The 18,811-nt window shown below is 73.6% G+C and carries 19 protein-coding genes; 8 read left to right on the top strand and 11 right to left on the bottom strand.

Annotated features, from left to right (window positions below; translation table 11 throughout):
* Positions 1-32 precede the first annotated feature (32 nt).
* The 4 genes from ACFQRF_RS07855 to sigE form a co-directional block, all read right to left on the bottom strand.
* Complete coding sequence (locus ACFQRF_RS07855; protein ID WP_379870070.1) at positions 33-1,139, bottom strand: S1C family serine protease; 1,107 nt, start codon at positions 1,137-1,139, stop codon at positions 33-35.
* Positions 1,140-1,900: 761 nt separating this feature from the next.
* Positions 1,901-2,932, bottom strand: coding sequence for a sigma-E factor regulatory protein RseB domain-containing protein (locus ACFQRF_RS07850; protein ID WP_379870068.1), 1,032 nt, complete (start codon positions 2,930-2,932; stop codon positions 1,901-1,903).
* Positions 2,933-2,967: 35 nt separating this feature from the next.
* Positions 2,968-3,819 (bottom strand): zf-HC2 domain-containing protein, encoded by an 852-nt coding sequence (locus ACFQRF_RS07845; protein ID WP_379870067.1) that lies wholly within the window; start codon positions 3,817-3,819, stop codon positions 2,968-2,970.
* The gene (sigE, locus tag ACFQRF_RS07840; RefSeq protein WP_379870420.1) at positions 3,819-4,457 is read right to left on the bottom strand and encodes an RNA polymerase sigma factor SigE; all 639 of its coding nucleotides are present in this window, start codon (positions 4,455-4,457) and stop codon (positions 3,819-3,821) included. Before sigE ends, ACFQRF_RS07845 begins: the two co-directional genes overlap by 1 nt.
* A gap of 274 nt (positions 4,458-4,731) precedes the next feature.
* Here sigE and ACFQRF_RS07835 point away from each other — a divergent pair, with 274 nt between their 5' ends.
* A complete protein-coding gene (locus tag ACFQRF_RS07835) occupies positions 4,732-5,412 on the top strand; it encodes an O-methyltransferase (RefSeq protein WP_379870065.1) in 681 nt (226 codons plus the stop codon).
* 58 nt (positions 5,413-5,470) lie between these two features.
* Here ACFQRF_RS07835 and ACFQRF_RS07830 read toward each other — a convergent pair whose 3' ends face one another.
* Positions 5,471-7,000 carry a leucyl aminopeptidase gene (locus ACFQRF_RS07830; RefSeq protein ID WP_379870063.1) on the bottom strand — a complete coding sequence of 510 codons (1,530 nt, stop codon included), beginning with the start codon at positions 6,998-7,000 and terminating at the stop codon, positions 5,471-5,473.
* A 261-nt stretch (positions 7,001-7,261) separates the two neighbouring features.
* Entirely contained in the window at positions 7,262-7,429 is a 168-nt protein-coding gene (locus tag ACFQRF_RS07825) for a DUF3117 domain-containing protein (RefSeq protein WP_114397387.1), read from the bottom strand.
* Between the two features lie 279 nt (positions 7,430-7,708).
* Between ACFQRF_RS07825 and ACFQRF_RS07820 the strand changes: the two genes are divergently transcribed.
* Positions 7,709-8,500 (top strand): enoyl-CoA hydratase-related protein, encoded by a 792-nt coding sequence (locus tag ACFQRF_RS07820; RefSeq protein WP_379870061.1) that lies wholly within the window; start codon positions 7,709-7,711, stop codon positions 8,498-8,500.
* 18 nt (positions 8,501-8,518) lie between these two features.
* Here the strand turns inward: ACFQRF_RS07820 and ACFQRF_RS07815 are convergent, their stop codons facing one another.
* The 3 genes from ACFQRF_RS07815 to ACFQRF_RS07805 all read right to left on the bottom strand — a co-directional run bounded on the left by ACFQRF_RS07815 (position 8,519) and on the right by ACFQRF_RS07805 (position 11,788).
* On the bottom strand, positions 8,519-9,985 hold the full coding sequence (locus tag ACFQRF_RS07815; protein ID WP_379870059.1) for a serine/threonine-protein kinase: 1,467 nt from the start codon (positions 9,983-9,985) through the stop codon (positions 8,519-8,521).
* Positions 9,986-10,103: 118 nt separating this feature from the next.
* Positions 10,104-10,676, bottom strand: a complete 573-nt coding sequence (locus tag ACFQRF_RS07810; RefSeq protein ID WP_379870058.1) for a hypothetical protein — start codon at positions 10,674-10,676, stop codon at positions 10,104-10,106.
* A gap of 653 nt (positions 10,677-11,329) precedes the next feature.
* The gene (locus tag ACFQRF_RS07805; protein ID WP_379870419.1) at positions 11,330-11,788 is read right to left on the bottom strand and encodes a hypothetical protein; all 459 of its coding nucleotides are present in this window, start codon (positions 11,786-11,788) and stop codon (positions 11,330-11,332) included.
* A 146-nt stretch (positions 11,789-11,934) separates the two neighbouring features.
* Here ACFQRF_RS07805 and ACFQRF_RS07800 point away from each other — a divergent pair, with 146 nt between their 5' ends.
* Entirely contained in the window at positions 11,935-12,252 is a 318-nt protein-coding gene (locus tag ACFQRF_RS07800; protein WP_379870056.1) for a hypothetical protein, read from the top strand.
* A 12-nt stretch (positions 12,253-12,264) separates the two neighbouring features.
* Here the strand turns inward: ACFQRF_RS07800 and ACFQRF_RS07795 are convergent, their stop codons facing one another.
* Positions 12,265-12,630, bottom strand: a complete 366-nt coding sequence (locus tag ACFQRF_RS07795; protein WP_379870054.1) for a nuclear transport factor 2 family protein — start codon at positions 12,628-12,630, stop codon at positions 12,265-12,267.
* 128 nt (positions 12,631-12,758) lie between these two features.
* On the opposite strand from ACFQRF_RS07795, the gene ACFQRF_RS07790 reads away from it, so the two are divergent.
* On the top strand, positions 12,759-13,538 hold the full coding sequence (locus ACFQRF_RS07790; protein WP_379870053.1) for a nucleotidyltransferase domain-containing protein: 780 nt from the start codon (positions 12,759-12,761) through the stop codon (positions 13,536-13,538).
* A gap of 40 nt (positions 13,539-13,578) precedes the next feature.
* Here the strand turns inward: ACFQRF_RS07790 and ACFQRF_RS07785 are convergent, their stop codons facing one another.
* Complete coding sequence (locus tag ACFQRF_RS07785; protein ID WP_379870052.1) at positions 13,579-14,556, bottom strand: LLM class flavin-dependent oxidoreductase; 978 nt, start codon at positions 14,554-14,556, stop codon at positions 13,579-13,581.
* A 204-nt stretch (positions 14,557-14,760) separates the two neighbouring features.
* On the opposite strand from ACFQRF_RS07785, the gene ACFQRF_RS07780 reads away from it, so the two are divergent.
* Genes ACFQRF_RS07780 through kdpB form a run of 4 tightly spaced genes read left to right on the top strand, consistent with a single transcriptional unit; the run spans position 14,761 to position 18,810 of the window.
* On the top strand, positions 14,761-14,910 hold the full coding sequence (locus ACFQRF_RS07780; protein WP_379870051.1) for a hypothetical protein: 150 nt from the start codon (positions 14,761-14,763) through the stop codon (positions 14,908-14,910).
* A complete protein-coding gene (kdpF, locus tag ACFQRF_RS07775) occupies positions 14,907-15,002 on the top strand; it encodes a K(+)-transporting ATPase subunit F (RefSeq protein ID WP_379870049.1) in 96 nt (31 codons plus the stop codon). Before ACFQRF_RS07780 ends, kdpF begins: the two co-directional genes overlap by 4 nt.
* 4 nt (positions 15,003-15,006) lie before the next feature.
* Positions 15,007-16,683 (top strand): potassium-transporting ATPase subunit KdpA, encoded by a 1,677-nt coding sequence (kdpA, locus tag ACFQRF_RS07770; RefSeq protein ID WP_379870048.1) that lies wholly within the window; start codon positions 15,007-15,009, stop codon positions 16,681-16,683.
* Positions 16,684-18,810, top strand: a complete 2,127-nt coding sequence (gene kdpB / locus ACFQRF_RS07765; RefSeq protein ID WP_379870046.1) for a potassium-transporting ATPase subunit KdpB — start codon at positions 16,684-16,686, stop codon at positions 18,808-18,810.
* Position 18,811 lies beyond the last annotated feature (1 nt).

Here is an 18,811-nt window from a genome sequence, read left to right as displayed (position 1 = left end):
CCGGCCGCCCGCACTGCGGGCGGCCGGTGGGCTCACTCGTTCGACGAGCCGAGGGTCATCTCGGTCGTCCGCTCCTCGCCGTCGCGCCGGTAGGTGATCTCCACCTCGTCGCCCGGTGTCCGGTCGCGGATCATCGAGACCAGCTGGTTGGCGTCGCGAACGCTCTCGCCGTCGAACTCCACGATGACGTCACCGGAGCGCAGGCCGGCCCGGTCGGCGGGGCCGCCACCGACGACCGCGGTGCCGCCGGCAGCCTTGTCGGTGCTGATCAGCGCACCGCTCTCCTGGTACCGCATGTCCAGGACCGCGCCGATGACGGCGTAGGGCGCCTCGCCGGTCCGGATGAGCTGGTCGACGACCCGCTGGGCCTGCGCGGCCGGAATGGCGAACCCGAGGCCGATGGACCCGGACTGTTCGCCGGTCATCCCGCCGCCCATGGTGGCGATAGCCGAGTTGACGCCGATGACCCGGCCCTGGGCGTCGACCAGCGGCCCGCCCGAGTTTCCGGGGTTGATGGCGGCGTCGGTCTGCAGGGCGTTGAGGTAGGTCTCGGCGCCGGTCTCGCCCACGGTGACCGGCCGGTCCACCGCGCTGATGATGCCGGTGGTGACCGTGCCGTCCAGGCCGAGCGGAGCGCCGATCGCGATCACGGTGTCGCCCACGGTGACGTCGTCGGAATCACCGAACTCCAGCGGGTCGACGTCCAGCGGGTCGCTCAGCTCCAGCACGGCGAGGTCGGAGCCGGGGGCGGCGCCGACCACGGTGGCGGGGCTGGAGTGGCCGTCGCTGTACACGACCTCGATCCCGCCGCCCTCCAGGGCCGCGGACACGTGGTTGTTCGTCACCACGTAGTTGTCCTGGATGACGAACCCGGAGCCGTTGCCGGAGTCCTGGGGGCCGGAGCCGCGGATCGACACCACGCTCGGGCTGACCCGCTGGGCCACGCCGGCGATGGTGTCCGGCGGCCGGCTCGGGGTGTCGCTCGGTATGTCGTTGCTGAGGTTGCCCGCGGCCCCGGTCATGCGGTCCTCGGCGACGAGTCCGCCGACCAGCCCGCCGACTCCACCGGAGAGCAGGCCCACCGCGAGCACGGAGAGAAGTGCGGCGCGCAGCGACACCGAGCGGCGCGGCCGCGGCATGGCGCCCGGAGTCGGTGCGGGGGGCGGCGCTCCCGGATACCCCGGCCCGCCGCCCGACCAAGCGGCTCCCGGCCAGCCGCCGGTGGGCGCGCCCTGGCCGCCCCACAGCGTGCCGCCGCTGGGCTCCCCCGGAGGGGGTCCGGCGTACGCCCCGCTTCCCGGGGGTGGCCCGGCGGCGTGCTGGTGGCCGGGGGCCTCCTGCGCATGGCGGTCGGCGGCGGGATCGCCCGGCCACGTCGGCGGTGGCGCGCCCGGCGGAGGGGACGGTTCGGCCGGTTCCGGAGCGGTGCGGCCGGCAGAGGGGAGGCCGGCGGTCGTGTGGTCCGCATCCGCCCCGTCCTGCGACGGTGGCGGCCAGTCCCGCCCTCCCTCGTGCGGATCGCGCTGTCCGGTGTCGTCGGTCATGTGGTCTCCGTCTGTCGATGCGCCTCCACATCATGGCGCACACAACATAAGCAGTTAGTTAAAGGATCAACGGTTCGTAGCAGGCACCCCACCCGGAACCGCCCCATCAGGTCGGCGGCCCGAATCCCACCCAGAGTGCACCATTCTGCCCAAAAGTTGATCCGACCAGATCCAGGCCTGGTTCATTCCCTGCAAAAGCCTCCGCCACGCGAAGTGTGAGCCGTCGAGCGCCCGGAGCCGTCGATGCCATGGCCGAAGGCCGCCCGCACCGGCGGCGCAGGGAAGCGAGCCGGTGAACACGACCAGGAGACACGGTCAGGAAACACGATCAGAAACACGGCCGTGTCCCCCGATGCTCACGGGGCCATGGTCCACAGCCACCCGCCGAGGCGCCCGAAACCGCGGCCCACCTGGGTCAGGATCTCCGCGCCGTCGGGGGACGCCAGCGCGTCCACCGCGACGTCGACCTGCTCGGGAGGAGCGTCGGCCATGATCGTGTACACGAACCCGTCGTCCTCCCAGAGGCGCCGTTCCTGACCGCTCTCGCTGACGTAGACGGTGCGGCCGTCCCGCTGTTCCGGCCGCAGGCCGGCGGCGTCCTCGGGGCCGGGGTCGGCGGCCAGCCGGCCGCGTTGCACGAACACCGAGATCACCGAGATGCCTTCGGAGTAGCACAGGTGCACGACCCGGTCGGCGCCGCGGCCGGTGGTGCGCGCCTCGACCAGCACCACGGTGTCGGTGAGCCGGTCCGGAAGCCGCCAGCCGTCGCCGCGCAGATCGGCGCGCTCCTCCGAGGTGATGACGTCGCCCCAGGGCTCGGCCCCGTCCTCCGTCGTGAGCGTGCGCGCCGGGGGATCGAAGTCGATCGACACGAACGTGCTCACCTGGGCCACCTGCCCGTCGGAGTCGAAGGTCTCCCGGCGCAGCAGCAGCCCGGTGGCCTCGTCGACCCAGAACCGCCCGGCCACCGTGCCGTCGCCGCGGCGCGCCTCCACGATGGTGGCGCGGCGCTCGCACACGGTGCCCGTGCCGGCCCGGACCACCTCATAGTTGGTCCGCAGCAGGTCGAGCAGCTTGCCGTCGGCGTCCAGCGGCGACGGCGCCGCCTTCAGCACCGGCGCGGCGTCCGGCGTGCTGAAGGACACGCCCTCACCGGGGCGGTTGACGACGTCGATCAGCCCGCTGTCCGACCCTGAGCCGTGCCGCGCCGAAATGAGCTGGACCCCCTCGTACGCGACGTCCTGACCGGCCCGCACGGCCCGGCGCAGGACCGCCACTCCGTCCGCTTCCTGGTCCGGGGGACCCGGCGGTCCCGCCAGCGCGTTGCCCGAGCCGGTGAGCGCCAGGAGACAGAGCAGGCAGCACAGCATGGCGGCGAGCACGATCACCCGCCAGCTCCGCCGCCTGCCGACAGCGCCCGCCGTCACCGCCGGCCGGCCGTCTCGCCCGATCCGGAGCCGTCCGCCGAGGCGGGGACGGCTCCGAGGCCACCGTGCTCACCTCCCGTTCTGGGTGCCCGCACGACGTCGACCGCGGTGACCGCGGCAGGGTCGGGCAGCGTCGCCTGCCGGGCGGTGAGCGCGTGCTCGACGGCGAACTCCGAGAGCGCCGGGGTCACCGGCCGGGTGTCGCGCTGCTGGCCGCCGACCACGAACGCGGTGCCGAGGGTCAGCGCCACCACCGACGCCCCCGCGACCGCGAACCGGGTCCGCCCCCAGCCCGGCCGGAGCCGGGCGAGCCCTCCCATGCCCTCCGCGGCGCGCCGCGCGGGCCGGGGGCTCTCCTCGGCGGGCTGATCCGGGCGGTCATCGGCGGGCAGCGTGGCCAGGGCGGTCCCGCCGCCGAACAGCGTGCCGTCGTCGTCGGGTCCGCCGCGGCGTGGCAGTCCGCCACCGATGGGCCGGCTCGACCCGAGCGGCGGCATCGAACCGAACCCGCTCCGCGGCGCGACCTCCCCGGCAGGGTCGGCCGTGCGGCGCGCCAGCCCCTCGAGGAACCCGCGCGAGGGCATCGGCGGCGGACCGAACGGGGAATCGGGGGTGTCATCGTCCGGCGGTGTGCGGTCGTCCGCGGACAGCCCGGCGAGCCGCCCCATGAAGTCCATCGACGGTTCGGGCGCCCCCAGCCCGCTCAGCCGGCGCTTGAGCCGACGCAGCATTTCGGCCTCGAACCTGCACGACTCGCAGACCGCCAGGTGGCTCAGCGCACGCTCGCGCTCCGCATGGCCCAGCTCCCCGTCGACCAGGGCGGACATGCGCTCCCCCAAGTGACTCATCAGCCCTCCACCTCCCGGGTCGCCACCGGGGACGTGCCGCCGTCGGGCAGCGCCTCCCCGCTCCTGTCGGTACCGTCCACGCCGCGCTGGCCGGTGAGGCGCCGACGGTGCTCCAGCGCGGCGCGCAGCTGGGCGCGGCCACGGTGGATGCGGCTGCGCACGGTGCCGAGTTTGACCCCGAGCGTGGCCGCGATCTCCTCGTAGGACAGGCCCTCGACGTCGCAGAGCACCACGGGGGCGCGGAACTCGGCGGGCAGCGCGTCGAGGGCCGCCTGGATGTCGGCGTCGAAGTGCCGGTCGTCGTACGCCTGCGCGGGGGACGGCTCGCGGCTGGAGATGCGTTCGTCGGCGGTGTCGGCGAGTCCTTCGAACCGGATGCGGGCCCGCCGGCGGGCCATGTCGAGGAAGAGGTTCGTGGTGATCCGGTGCAGCCAGCCCTCGAAGGTGCCGGGGGTGTAGTTGGCCAGCGAGCGGAAGACGCGGATGAAGACCTCCTGGGTGAGGTCCTCGGCGTCGTGCTGGTTGCCGGTGAGCCGGTAGGCGAGCCGGTAGACGCGCATGGAGTGGGTGCGGACGACCTCGTCCCAGCTGGGGGGTTCCCACTGCTCGAAGTCAACGGCAGAATCGGGGTCTGCCACCAGCGCTCCCTTCGTCGGCGCGGCCGGTTCGTTCGCGTCGTCGACCGCGTCGTTGTCGACTTCGGCCGCCACGGCCGGCGCCTCCCGTGTCGGGTCGACGGGACGGTGTCCCGAGAGGGGTGAACGGGAGGATCCGGACGGGCGAGCCCTCCCCGATTCCAACGCCACGCGGGGCCGATTAAGTTCCCGTGACCGCCTGAGGAGCGCTCCCGGGTTACGCTTTGCCAGGGGACAATGTCCGGCCGTAGTCACGCCATGACCGTGTGTGACGGTCGTGACCGTCGATCGAGTCCGTCACACGCGCGGGGAGGCCGTCATCGCCAGCCGAGACGACACAGTGGCCCACGTCGAGCAGTACGCCACGGAGGACGACGTCCTCGCCACGGCCCGGCAGGTCGGCCAGCGCGCGGACGCCGATCCGGTCGGCGTGGCCAGCGGCGCGGCGCTGCGTTTCCTGGCCGCGGCCATCGCGGCGCGGGCGGTGGTGGAGATCGGGACCGGATGCGGCAGCTCGGGCATCTGGCTGCTGCGCGGGATGCGGCCCGACGGGATCCTGACCAGCGTGGACGTCGAACCCGAGTTCCAGGAGCACGCCCGCGACGCCTACGTGCGCGCCGGTTTCGCCGCCAACCGCGCCCGGCTGATCCACGGCCGCGCCCTCGACGTACTGCCGCGGCTCACCGACGGCGCCTACGACATGGTCTTCGTCGACGCGGCCAAGAGCGAGTACCCCGACTACCTGCTGGAGGCCCTGCGGCTGCTACGCCAAGGCGGCATCGTGGTGTGCAACAACGCGCTGGCGGGCCATCCGCGATCCGACGGGCCGCTCGCGATCTCCGACCCCGACTCGGCGGGCGTGCGGGAGGCGGGCCGGCTGGTACGCGAGGACGAGCGGCTGATCCCGCTGCTGGTACCGGTGGGCGCGGGCCTGCTGGCCGCCATCCGCGCCGAGTGAGCCGCGGGCCCCGCTGACGGGAGATCCGCCCGCCGGGGCCCGAAGCGCCGGCCGGCCGTTATCGCTCGGTGAGCCAGCGCAGCAGCAACCGGGTGCCGAATCCGGTGCCGCCCTTGGTCAGCTCCGCGTTGTCGGCCATGGACCGGCCCGGCCCGGCGATGTCCAGGTGCGCCCAGGGGACGCCCCCGGTGAACTCGCGCAGGAACAGCGCCGCCTCGGTGGCGCCGGGGCGGCCGAACTCCGGCTTGGTGCCGATGTTGGCCAGATCCGCGACCCGGGACCGCAGCGTCTCCCGGTACTCCTCGACGAGCGGCATCCGCCACAGCGCCTCGCCGGACCGCTCACCGGCCTCGACCAGCTGGGCGGCGAGGCCGTCGTCCGTGCCGAACAGCGCGCCGATCCCCGTTCCGAGCGCCAGCTTCGCCGCGCCGGTGAGGGTGGCGACGTCGACGATGCAGTCGGGCGCCAGCTCGGCGACGGCATAGTCCATGGCGTCGGCCAGCACCAGGCGGCCCTCGGCGTCGGTGTTGAGCACCTCGACCGTGCGCCCGCCGTAGGTGGTGATGACGTCGCCGGGACGCTGCGCGCTCCCGGAGAAGGCGTTCTCCGCGATCGCGAGCAGCCCGGTGACGCGCACCGGGGAACCGAGTTCGGCGAGCGCCGAGAGCACGCCGAGCACCACCGCGGCGCCGCTCATGTCGGTCTTCATGAGCTTCATGTTGTCGTTCGGCTTCAACGACAACCCGCCGGTGTCGAACGTGATGCCCTTGCCCACGAGCACGACGTGCCGGTCCGGGTTCTCCGGACGGTACTCGACGCGCACCAGGCGTGGCGGGCGCGCCGATCCACGGCCCACGGCGAGGATGGCGCCGAAGCCCTCGCGCTCCAGGTCGGCCTCGTTCCACACCTTCACCGCCAGACCCGCCGCACCGGCGGCCTCCTGCGCACGCGCGGCCAGCCAGGCGGGGTCCTTCTCGGCGGACGGGGTGTTGACGAGATCCCGGGCCAGCGCGGTGGCGCCGGCGAGGACCCGGCCGCGATCGACCGCGGCACGGTGGCGGTCGGGATCGTCCGACACCAGCTCGACCAGCGGTACGGGACGCGGCTTCTTGGGCTCGGCCGCCAGGGAGAACGTGTAGCTCGCGAGCAGCACGCCCTCAACGAACGCGGTCAGACCCGCGCCGTCGGCGGCATGGTGCCCCTGGTCGCGCTCGCCGACTCGCTCCCCTGGCACCACGACCGCCGCGTGCTGCCGTCCCCGCGCCAGCCGTGCCAACGCCGCCCCGGCTTTGCGCAGATCCCGCGCCCCGAGGTCACCGACGCCGACGAGCGCGAATCGCACGAGCCCGCGATCGAGCGCGATCGGGAATTCGACGGTCTCACCTGGCCTGCCCGTGAAGTCGTAGTGGGCGACCAGTTCGGGCAGCGGCGCCGGAAGGCGCGCGGCGAGGTCGGCGGGGAGGTCGCCCCGGCCGGGGACGGCCACCACCGGTTCGCCCGACCCCGCGGAGATGGGGAGCGCGAGCAGGTCGGCGGCGGAGTCGGTGAGAGGTCCCGGAACCGGTCGGATCTCAGTAGCGAAGGGCACGAACGCTCACAATCTCGACATACTGCATGGAGCCGGCAGTTACCTGGCTGTCACCGTCCCACCGCCGCGAAGAGCGCCGGGCACCGAACAGGGGCGGGGCGCCCCTGCGGACAGTGGCCACGGCTCCCCGGTGCCGTACGGGAGGAAACGGCGGTCGGTGGGCCAGCCCGAGCGGCTGCGGAGCGGGAAATCCGTCCGAGCGGCTGCGGAGCGGGAGAACCGTCCGAGCGGCTGCGCAACGGCTAACGCCCGAACAGGGGATCAGCCGACCACGCCGTTCAGGGCGGCGGCCAGCTCCGTCGCCTCTTCGGCCGACAGCTCGACGACAAGGCGCCCGCCGCCCTCCAGCGGGACTCGCATGATGATGCCGCGACCCTCCTTGGTGACCTCCATCGGACCATCACCGGTCCTCGGCTTCATCGCCGCCATGCCCTAACCCCTTTCGTAGGAAGACCTCGCGTGAATGGGCCGCTCCACCTGCGCTCCGGCTCGCCTCCGGCGAGCCCCGCCGGGTCCTGGGCCGCATCCGCGTGACGCAGTGATCGAATCACTGGTCTGTCATTATCTCGGTTTTCAGACCGGATTGGGAACGATCGAGCGGTCCCCGCAGCACCGGGCCCAAAGATTCTGAACAGTTAAGGTTATAGCCGCGGCGCCGGAGGGCCGCCTGCCGGGGCCGAGCCGATCGACCATGAACAGGGGATTCCCGTGCCCGATTCCGACAGCGTTGGCTACGAACTCTCTGAGGGCGTCGCGACGATCACCCTGAACCGCCCGGACGCGATGAACTCGCTGACGGTCGAGGCCAAGGAGGCGCTGCTCGCCGCGGTCGAACGCGCCAAGTCCGACCGTGAGGCGCGGGCGGTCCTGCTGACCGGCAGCGGGAAGGCGTTCTGTGCCGGCCAGGACCTGCACGAGCACGCGGCCTCGCTCGGCGAGGGCAAGGGGCTCGGCGACACCGTGCGCCGGCACTACAACCCGATCGTGCTCGCCCTGGCCCGCATGCCCAAGCCCGTCATCGCCGCCGTCAACGGCGTGGCCGCCGGTGCCGGCGCCTCGATCGCGTTCGCCTGCGACCTGCGGGTGGCCTCGGACCGGGCGACGTTCCTGACCGCGTTCGCAGGCGTGGGGCTCGGTTCGGACTCCGGGACCTCGTGGACGTTGCCCCGCCTGGTGGGCCACGCGCGTGCCATGCAGCTGCTCCTGCTGGGCGAGCCGGTACGGGCGGACCGCGCTCTGGAGATCGGTCTGGTCACCAGGGTCGTTCCGGCGGACGAACTCGCCACGGCCGCCCGTGAGCTGGCGGTGCGACTGGCCAACGGCCCCACGGTCGCCTACGCGGCGATCAAGGCGGAGCTGACGTTCGGCTCGGGGCTGGACCTGCAGAACGCTCTGGAGATGGAGGCGAGCCTGCAGGACCAGTGCGCGGAGACCACCGACCATCTCAACGCGACACTGTCCTTCGTCAACAAGAGCGCGCCGGTCTTCGAGGGCCGGTGATCGGCCCGGCCGCAGCCGTCAGGCGCTCACCTGGCTGAGCAGCAGGACCACCACCACGAGGCCGGCCACCGCCACGAGCAGCACGCCGCCGAGGACCGCGGCCAGCAACAGCACGTTGATCCCCTGCTGCCGGCGCGGGGCGGGGGGCACCGGGCCGGGCGGCGGCGCGACCGGCCCGGGCGGTGGATAGCCGCCGGCCGCGAAGGGCGGTGCCCCGGCTCCGCCCGGACCGACCGGCGGCGGAGCCGCGGGCGCGGGGGCCGGGCGCGGTGCGAGGTAGGGCGGCCCGGGAACGCGCGGTGGCGCGGTTCCGGACGCGCCACCGGGATCCGGACCACCGGTGAAGAACGCGCCGCCTGGACCGGAACTGATGCGGACGTTGGAGCCGAACCCGCCGGGCGGCGGCGTGCGCGGTCCGGTCGCGGACCCCGGCGGCGCCTGTGGACCGGACAGCGGCCCGGGAGCCGTGCCCGCACGAATCGGGCGGCCGGGACCAGTGCCGCCGTTCGCCGCCGGTTCGGGTGCCCGGTGCGCCCCGGGCCGGGGCGCACCGGGCGCCGACGGCGGTTCGGTGGGGGCTCCCGCGGCGGCGATCGCGCCGGCCCGCAGCGTCTGCACCGGAAGGTCGCCGGTGGCCGCCTCGGCTCCGGAGGTCTCGGCGGCATCGCTCGCGCCGCCGGTCACCCCGAGCACGCGGAGCAGCGTCTCGGCCGCGCCCGGCCGCTGCGCCGCCTCCTTGGACAGGCAGCGGGTGACGATCTCCCGAAGCGGGCCGTCGAGGTCGCCGAGTTCGGGCGGCTCGTTGACGACCCGGTTCACCACCTCGCGCAGCGAACCGTGCCCGAACGGCCCGCTCCCGGTGGCCGCGTGCACGATGGTCGCGCCCCAGGCGAACATGTCCACCGCCGGGCCGAGCGGCCCGCCGGTGATCTGCTCCGGCGCCATGTAGGAGGGGGTACCGGTGATGCTGCTGGTCAGGATGGCGGTGCCCTCCAGAACCCGCGCGATCCCGAAGTCGATCACCCGGGGGCCGTCCGCCGCCATGAGCACGTTGGCCGGTTTGAAGTCGCGGTGCACGATCCCCGCCTGGTGGATCGCCGCCAGCGCGGTGATGGTGCCCACCGCGAGCCGCTCCAGGGCGGCACCGCGCAGCGGCCCGTCGCGCCGCACCAGGTCCCTGAGCGAGGGCCCCTCGACGTACTCGCTGACGACGTACGGCGGTTCCGCGTCGATGTCGGCGTCGAGCACCTGGGCCGTGCAGAACCGGGCGACCCGGCGGGCGGTGGCGACCTCGTCGGCGAGCTGGCGGCGGAGTCCGGCCAGGTTGAGAGCGTCGGCGTGCAGCATCTTCACCGCGACCTCGGTGCCGTCGGCGGACTCGGCGAGGTAGACGACCCCCTGGCCGCCACGGCCGAGCCGCCTGGTGAGCCGGTACTCCCCCACCTGCCGCGGGTCGTCGTCGTTCAGCGGCCCGATGCCCGCCATAACACCTCCCACGCACGGCGCACGGCTGCGCGCCTCACCAGCCGACCCTAACCCGCGGAGCCGTCAGACCGAACGATCCGCCGGGGCCGGTGCCGCCGCGCGCTCCGGCGCGGGGACCTCAGCGCAGCGAGCCGGTGGACGTCATGGTGGTGCCGTCGTGGGAGACGGCCACCCACCGGGCCTCCAGGCTCCCGGCCCGGACGCCGGGTTCCAGCGTCAGCTCGACCTCGTCGATGCAGCGCTGCTCGGGGTCGTAGGTCTCGACGTAGTCGAACACCAGCCGGTCCTCGGCGCGCTCGGCGAGGGTGAGGCTGCCCCGGCAGTTGAGGGTGAACCACTCGGCGCTGCCGGTGTCCGATCCCGCGGTGAGCCGGACGGTCGCGCCCCAGTCGACCACGTGCGCCCCCGATTCGTCGGTCTGCGCCATCTCACCGGACCAGGCGCCGGCGAAGCTCTCGGGCACGCCGGTCCCGTCGTCACCGGACGACGGGCGGAGGAACAGCCACGCGGCGGCGCCACCGGCGGCCAGGAGCACCGCGGCCGCGGCGGCGCCCACCACCACGGCGCGCCGGCGGCGGCCGTTGTGCCGGGCGGACCTGGGCGGCGGCCACAGGGACATCCGCCGGATCGGTGAGGGCGGCTCGGCCGTTCCGGCGTGTTCCGGCTCCGGCCGCTCCGGTCGCGTCGGCACGGGACTCACCGGAGGTCCGCGGTCGGGCGGGATGGGCCCGGGTCGGGATGGGACGAACAGAACATCGCTTCCTCCAAGGCGGGCGGGCACATCGGCCGACCCGCGGGGTTCAGCGACAGAGAATAAGCCACCCGAACGACGACCATCAGGACATTCAACGTGACGAACGACACACGCCACGCGACCGGGAGAGCGGTCGCACGGCACGGTGTCCACCGGCCGGCGCCGACTCACCCCGCCCTCACGCCGCATCGCGTGCCAGGCGCCCCAGGGCGCGCAGCGACCAGCGGAACGCGGGCCAGCGGCCACATCAGCCGCACGAGCGTCCCCAGCGGTGGATCGATCCGCTCGGTCCACAGCACCCGGCTCCGCCCGCCCGGCAGCGGAACGACCTCGAAGCGGCCCCGCACGATCGGGCCCGGTGACCGCGTCGATGCGCCCGCCCGCCTCGTGGCAGCCGCGCGCCCGGGTGAGCGGCATCCACCGCTCGTGGCGCCAGGCGGTGAGCAGCCGCACACGCGGTCGGCGGGCGTCTCACTCCCCTGCACCGCCAACGCGAAAACAGCTCCGCCCACGAGCGTCGACGGCTCCGGACGCTCAGCACCTCGCCGCTCGGCGACCGACGGACGGGTACGGCAGGCGGCGCCGCGCGCTCACTCGCTCCGCGGGTCCTCATCGTCGTGGGAAAGGTCACCGCCCCGCCGGGCGCCGGCGGACACCGACCGCTCGCCGTACGCGGGGTCCTCGACCAGGACATCCGGCCGGGTGCGCTCCGCCGAGTCCGGTTCGCCGGGGGCGGCGGGCTCGGCGGCGTCGCCGGGCGACCGCGGATACCACGTTGCCGGGCCCGTGGACGTGCGCGCCTCGGCGAGCCGCTGCTCCAGTTCGGCGATGCGCTCATCGCGCTCCCGAAGGGCCACCGCCACGCGGCGCAGCACCTCGTCCACCGCGCGCACGTGGTAGCCCCACAGCGCCAGCGGAAGTTCGACACGGGCGACGTCCGCGCCGGCCACCGGCCGGTCGTCGGGAAGGTCGAGCGGAGGGTGGTCCGCCGGGAATCGCGCCAGCTGGCCGCCGCGCCCCATGACCGCGAACGCCACACCGGCCAGCACCGCCACGGCGGCCAGGGCGGTCAGGATCAGGATGGCTTGGTTCACGCCTCGATCGTGCCATATTCCCGCTTCGCAGCCGCTCGGGCTGGACCGGGCAGGTTCCGACACGGCGCGTGCGCGGCCGAGGCGCGTGCGACACTCGGGGCGTGCCCGACGACGCTCCCTTCCACATCGTCCCGCCGGACGAGGTGCCGGACGGCGTGACCGACGCCGGTGATCGCCCACCGGCCGACCTGGTGCGCGCGCTCGCCGGGCGGTCCCGGCCGGTTCTCGTGCGCTGTCTCCCCGAGCCGGGCCGGGCGGCCGACCCGGCCGAGGCCGTCGCGCTGGCCGCGGTCTACGCGTGGCTGGGCGCGCGGTACTTCGTCACCGACCATCCCCGGCAGGTGCGTCAGGCGCTCGACATGGTCGCCTCGATCCAGGGCCGCCGCCCGCCCGCGGCGGTACGCCGCGGCCTGGCCTGATCCGGGCGGCGCTCACCGGTGGTCGTTCTCCGTCAGCTCGATCACCCATGCGCGGCGCTCGGCGATCTTCCCGTCGCGCATGACGAACACCTCGGCCATGGACATTCGCATCTCCTCGCCGGTGTCACGCGTGGCCGAACCCGTCAGCTCCGCCATCACGACGTCGTCCTGCTCCACCATGCGCACCACCTCCAGGCGCGGTGGCCCGGCGAAGCCGGGGCCCTCGATCGCCGCTTCGTAGGCGCGCTTGCCGACCAGGTGGAAGTGCCCGAAGACGGTCCACTCGATGTCGTCGGTCAGGCAGGACAGGATCTGCGCGTGATCGTTCCGGCGGAATCCCGCAAGGTAGGTCTCGACAGTCTCAGTGTTCCTCGACATCCCGTATCCTCTCGACTCCGTTGTGACGGCCCTCCGTGGTGCCGGCCGATCGTAGGCCGCACCACCGACACCGGACCGTCCGCCGCCGGTGCCGCACCAGCGCCGCCCGGTCCTCTAGCCTGGTCGCCATGAGCCCACAGCCCCCGGATCTTCCCCCGCACGTCGCCGCACTCGCCGACCGGCTCGCCACGCTGCCCGGAGCGGTGGCGGTGGTGCTCGGCGGTTCGCGCGCCGCCGGGACGCACCGGCCGGACAGCGACTGGGACCTCGGCGTGTACTACCGCTCCTCCGAGAGGGCGGTCGATCCCGAGGACGTCCGGCGGCTCGGCCACCCCGGTTACGTGTCCGCGCTCGGCGAGTGGGGGCCGATCGTGCACGGCGGCGCCTGGCTGTCGGTCGAGGGCACGCCGGTCGACGTGCTGTTCCGCGACCTCGACCGGATCGAGGGATGGGCCGCCGACGCCGGGCGCGGGGAGTTCGAGGTGCTGACCCAGGGCGGCTACGTCGTGGGCGCGCCGACCTACCTGCCCGTGGGCGAACTCGCGATCGGCCGCCCCATATCGGGGACGGTGCCGCGGCCGGAGTTCTCCGAGGCGCTGGCCGCCGCCGCGTCCGGCCACTGGACCGGCCGTGCGAGCACGTCGCTGATGTTCGCCGGGGGCTACGCGGAGGCCGGCGACCCCGTCGCGTGCGCCGGGATGCTCGTGGACGCGGTGCTCAGCGCGGCGCACGCCCGTCTCGCCGCGCGCCGGGAGTGGGTGCTCAACGAGAAGCGCCTGGTCGAACGCGCCGGTCTGCACGACACCCGCCCGCTGCTCGCGCACCCGGGCGGCACCAGCGCCGAACTCCGCGCCACCACGGCCGCCGTGCGCGACCGCCTCGGTATCGCCCCGCTCGTCGCGCGCTGATCCCGCCCGGCACGGCGGCGGGCGCGCACCGCTTCCGGCCTCAGCCCCGCAGCAGCGGCAGCACCTGCCCGGCCGCCCGGGACAGCTGCTCCGTCACGTCGCCGGGTGGGTAGAGGATGACGCTCTCGGCGCCCGCCTCGTGGAGTTCGGTGATGCGGCGGGCGCAGTCCCGCGGCGTGCCCACGACCGCGAGAGCGTCCACCCAGGCGTCCGGGACGGCGGCCACACGCTCGGCCTCGGGGAGCCGCGCCAGCTCGCGGGCGTCGGCGGCGAAGTCGAGCGCCTCGATGTGCGCGGCCAGTGCCGGGTCGGTGACGGCCGCGGCGACGGTCGGGCGCAGCGCCGCGCGGGCCCGGTCGGCGTCGTCGTCCACGTGCAGCCAGGCGTTGACGTCGATCCGGTGCGGCCGCTCCTGGCCGGTCCGGCCCGTCTCGATCGACCGCCGCGCGGCGGCGATGTACTCGGGCGAGGCCGGCTCGGCCAGGTGGGTGCCGTCGGCGTACCGGCCGGACACCCGCAGCGACTTCGGCCCGCGCACGCCGGCCACCACCGGCGGCGGCACGGCGGGCGGGAAGTCCAGCGCGACCCCGTCCAGCCGCACGTATCTGCCCTGCGTGGTCACGGTCTCCCCGGCGAGCAGCCGGCGCACCGCGTCGAGGTGCTCGGCGAGCGCGGTGAGCGGCGACGCGGGTGCGGCGCCGATCTGCCGCATCCAGGCGGGGACGCCGTGCCCGAGACCGGCGATGAGCCGGCCGGGGTGGGCCTCGGCGAGCGCGGCGAGCTCCATCGCGGTGAAGGCCGCGTTGCGGGCGACGGCCGGCAGGATGCCGAGTCCCACCGTGATGCGTTCGGTGACGGCGAGCGCGGTCGCCGTCGTCGCGATGCCGCCGGCCAGGAAACAGTCCTCGACGACCCACAACTCGTCGAACCCGGCCCGTTCCACCTCCCGCGCGATCGGCGGCAGGCCGGACAACGGAAGCCGGCACGGGAAGGTGAAGCCGACCTTGGGTCGTGGCATGCGTCACTCCTCACTCGGGGGCACGGGCAGCCTATCCGGCACCGGCTCCCGGGGTGCGGGCGGTTCCGTGCCGCGCGTCCACCGGTCTCCGGTCCGCCGCCGGATACCGGGCGAATGTTAAGGGAGCGTCAAAAACGCCCCCGTGGGGCGTCAGAGGGCCATTAAGGCGCCTGATACGTGGGCAATCGCGGGGTTGAATCCCGAATGACCGGACTCGGGACCCGAGCCAGCGACCGACGCTGCCACCAGGCCGGTGGAAGGGAGCGACCCGTGCTCGACGTCGGCTATCTCGCCCTGACGCTCGTGTGCTTCGCGATCGTCGGGCTCGCCGCCAGAGGGGTGTCCCGCCCGTGACCGCCACCGTCTTCGACATCGTCGGCCTGGTCACCGCCGTCGGCCTGCTGGTCTACCTGGTGATCGCCCTGCTCCGGCCCGAGAGGTTCTGAATCCGTGTCCGACACCCCCGCCGGGCTAGCGCAGATCGGCCTCCTCCTCGCCCTGCTCGCCGCCCTCTACGTCCCCGTCGGCGACTACCTGGCGCACGTCTACACCACATCCCGTCACCTCGCCCCCGAACGCTTCGTCTACCGCCTCTGCGGGGTCGATCCGCACCGGGAGCAGACCGCCGCCGGTTACCTGCGCGGCGTACTGGCGTTCTCGCTGCTCTCCGTGCTCGTCCTCTACGCATTGCAGCGTCTCCAGAACCGGCTGCCGCTCGCCGTCGGCATGGCTCCGGTCGACCCCGCGACCGCGTGGAACACCGCGGTCTCGTTCGTGACGAACACGAACTGGCAGACCTACGCCGGCGAGTCCACCATGGGACACCTCACCCAGATGGCCGGCCTCGCCGTGCAGAACTTCCTGTCCGCCGCGGTGGGCATGGCGGTGGCGGTGGCGCTGGTCCGCGGGCTCGTCCGGCGGCGCAGCGAACAGCTCGGCAACGTGTGGGTGGACCTGACACGAACCGTGGTGCGGGTGCTGCTGCCCCTCTCGTTCGTCGCGGCACTGCTGCTGGTCGCGGGCGGGGCCGTGCAGAACCTGTCCGGGCTCACCGAGCACGCCACGCTGGCGGGCGGTACCCAGACTCTGCCGGGCGGTCCCATCGCCTCCCAGGAGGCGATCAAGGAACTCGGCACGAACGGGGGCGGGCCCTACAACGCGAACTCGGCGCATCCCTTCGAGAACCCCACCGCCTGGACCAACCTGCTGGAGGTCCTGCTCCTGCTGCTCATCCCGGTCTGCCTCACCCGCACGTTCGGCACCATGCTGGCACGCTCGGGGTCCGGAAGCCGGCGGCACGGACTCGCCCTGCTCGCCGCCATGGGCGTCATCTTCGGTCTGGTGCTGGCCGGTCTCACGGCCGCCGAGGTGGCAGGCCACGGCATCGCCACGCAGACGGCCGGCGCGGCCATGGAGGGCAAGGAGGTCCGGTTCGGCGAATGGGCGTCCGCGCTGTTCGCCGCGGCCACCACTGCCACCTCCACGGGAGCGGTGAACTCCATGCACGACTCTTTCACCGCGTTCGGCGGCGGGCTCGCGCTCTTCAACATGCTCCTCGGCGAGATCGTCCCGGGCGGCGTGGGCTCCGGACTCTACGGCATCCTCGTCCTGGCGATGCTCACCGTCTTCCTCGGCGGGCTGATGATCGGCCGCACCCCCGAATACCTCGGCAAGCGGATCGGCGGGCGCGAGATCAAGCTCATCGCGCTCTACATCCTCACCACGCCCGCGCTGGTCCTGGTGTTCACCGGCATCGCCATGGCCGTGCCGGCCACCCGCGACGCCATGACCAACGGCGGCATCCACGGCTTCACCGAAGTGCTGTACGCCTTCGCCTCCGGGGCCAACAACAACGGCAGCGCGTTCGGCGGGCTCAACGCCGCCACGCCGTTCCTCAGCACCACGGTAGGGCTGGCGATGCTCTTCGGCCGGTTCCTGCCCATCGTCTTCGTCATCACGCTGGCCGGTGCCCTCGCCCGGCAGCGACCCGCCCCGGTGACCTCCGGCACGCTGCCGACCGACCGGCCGCTGTTCGTGGGCATGCTCACCGCCACGATCCTCATCGTCACCGGGCTCACCTTCTTCCCGGCGCTCGCGCTGGGCCCCATCGCCGAAGGACTGAGTTAGATGTCCGAAACGACCACACCACCGCGTCCCGAGGGCCGGCCGCGACCGTCCGAGGCCCACCCGCGCCCGCTGCCCGGGCTCTTCGACCCGCGGGCGCTGGCGGCCCAGCTCCCCTCGGCGCTGCGCAAGCTCGACCCGCGCACGATGATCCACGCACCGGTCATGTTCGTCGTACTGGTCGGTGCGGCGCTCACCACGGTGTTCGCCGCCGTGCAGCCGAGCGTGTTCGCGTGGGTCACCACGCTGTGGCTGTGGGCGACCGTGCTGTTCGCCAACCTGGCCGAAGCCGTCGCCGAGGGACGCGGCAAGGCGCAGGCCGACACGCTGCGGCGCGCCCGTACCGAGACCACCGCACGGCTGCTCCGCGACGGCGCGGAGACGGTCGTTCTGGCGACCCGGCTGGCCGTCGGCGACCTCGTGGTGTGCGAGGCGGGCGACACCATCCCCAGCGACGGCGACGTCGTGGAGGGGGTCGCCAGCGTGGACGAGTCGGCGGTGACCGGCGAGTCCGCGCCGGTCATCCGCGAGTCCGGCGGCGACCGGTGCGCCGTCACCGGCGGCACCCGGGTCCTCAGCGACCGGATCGTCGTGCGGATCACCGCCGAGCCGGGCGCCACCTTCCTGGACCGGATGATCGCCCTGGTCGAGGGCGCCGACCGGCAGAAGACCCCCAATGAGATCGCCCTGAGCACGTTGCTGGCGTCGCTGACCATCGTCTTCCTGCTCGCGGTCGTCACCCTGCAGCCCTTCGCCGGCTACGCGGGCCGGCCGCAGTCGATCCTTGTGCTGGTGGCGCTATTGGTCTGTCTCATCCCCACCACCATCGGCGCGCTGCTGTCGGCCATCGGGATCGCCGGGATGGATCGCCTGGTGCGCCGCAACGTGCTCGCCATGTCCGGCCGGGCCGTGGAGGCCGCCGGCAACATCGACACCCTGCTGCTGGACAAGACCGGCACCATCACGCTCGGCAATCGGCAGGCCCACGAGCTGCTGCCGGTGGACGGGGTGGACGAGCCGGAGCTGGCGACGGCCGCGCTGCTGGCCAGCTCGGCCGACGACACTCCTGAGGGCCGCAGCATCGGCGCGTTCTGCCGCGCCCGGCGGCTGCCCGCCGGCTCGCCCGCCGAACCGGTCGCCGCAGCCGTGGCGACCCTGGACGGCGTCGAAGGCACCCCGGTGCCGTTCAGTGCCGAGACCCGGATGAGCGGCATGGACCTGGCCGGCGGACGGCGCATCCGCAAGGGCGCCGGGTCGGCGGTGAAACGCTGGGTCGAACGTAACGGGGGACGCTACGACGCAGCGGTGACGGCCCTGGTCGACACCGTCTCGGAGAATGGCGGCACCCCGCTGGTGGTCGCCGAGGCCGACGGCGCGACGGCGCGCGTGCTCGGCGTCATTCACCTGAAGGACGTCGTCAAGCCGGGGCTGCGGGAGCGGTTCGAACGGCTGCGGACGATGGGCATCCGCACGGTGATGATCACCGGCGACAACCCGCGCACCGCGCGCGCCATCGCCGAGGAGGCCGGCGTGGACGACTTCCTCGCCGAGGCGACCCCGCAGGACAAGCTCGACCTGATCCGTCGGGAACAGGAGGGCGGCCGGCTGGTGGCGATGACCGGCGACGGCACGAACGACGCCCCGGCCCTCGCCCAGGCCGACGTCGGCGTCGCCATGAACTCGGGGACCAGCGCGGCCAAGGAGGCCGGCAACATGGTCGACCTCGACTCCGACCCGACCAAGCTCATCGAGATCGTCGAGATCGGCAAGCAGCTGCTCATCACCCGGGGCGCACTGACCACGTTCTCGGTGGCCAACGACGTCGCCAAGTACTTCGCGATCATTCCGGCGATGTTCGCGGGCATCGCCGGCTACGAGGGGCTGGCCCACCTGAACATCATGGGGCTGGCCGGCCCGGAGTCGGCGATCCTCTCAGCGGTGATCTTCAACGCGCTGATCATCGTGGCGCTGATCCCGCTGGCGCTGCGCGGCGTCGCCTACCGGGCGATGGGCGCCGCCCGCATGCTGCGCCGCAACCTGCTGGTGTACGGGGTCGGCGGTCTCGTCACCCCGTTCGCCGGCATCGCGCTGATCGACCTGGTCGTCTCCCGCATCCCAGGACTGGTGTGAC

Source organism: Marinactinospora rubrisoli (assembly GCF_042664915.1).
Classification (GTDB): domain Bacteria; phylum Actinomycetota; class Actinomycetes; order Streptosporangiales; family Streptosporangiaceae; genus Marinitenerispora; species Marinitenerispora rubrisoli.
Note: the sequence above shows the minus strand (reverse complement) of the source record. Positions and strands in the feature narration are given on the sequence as shown.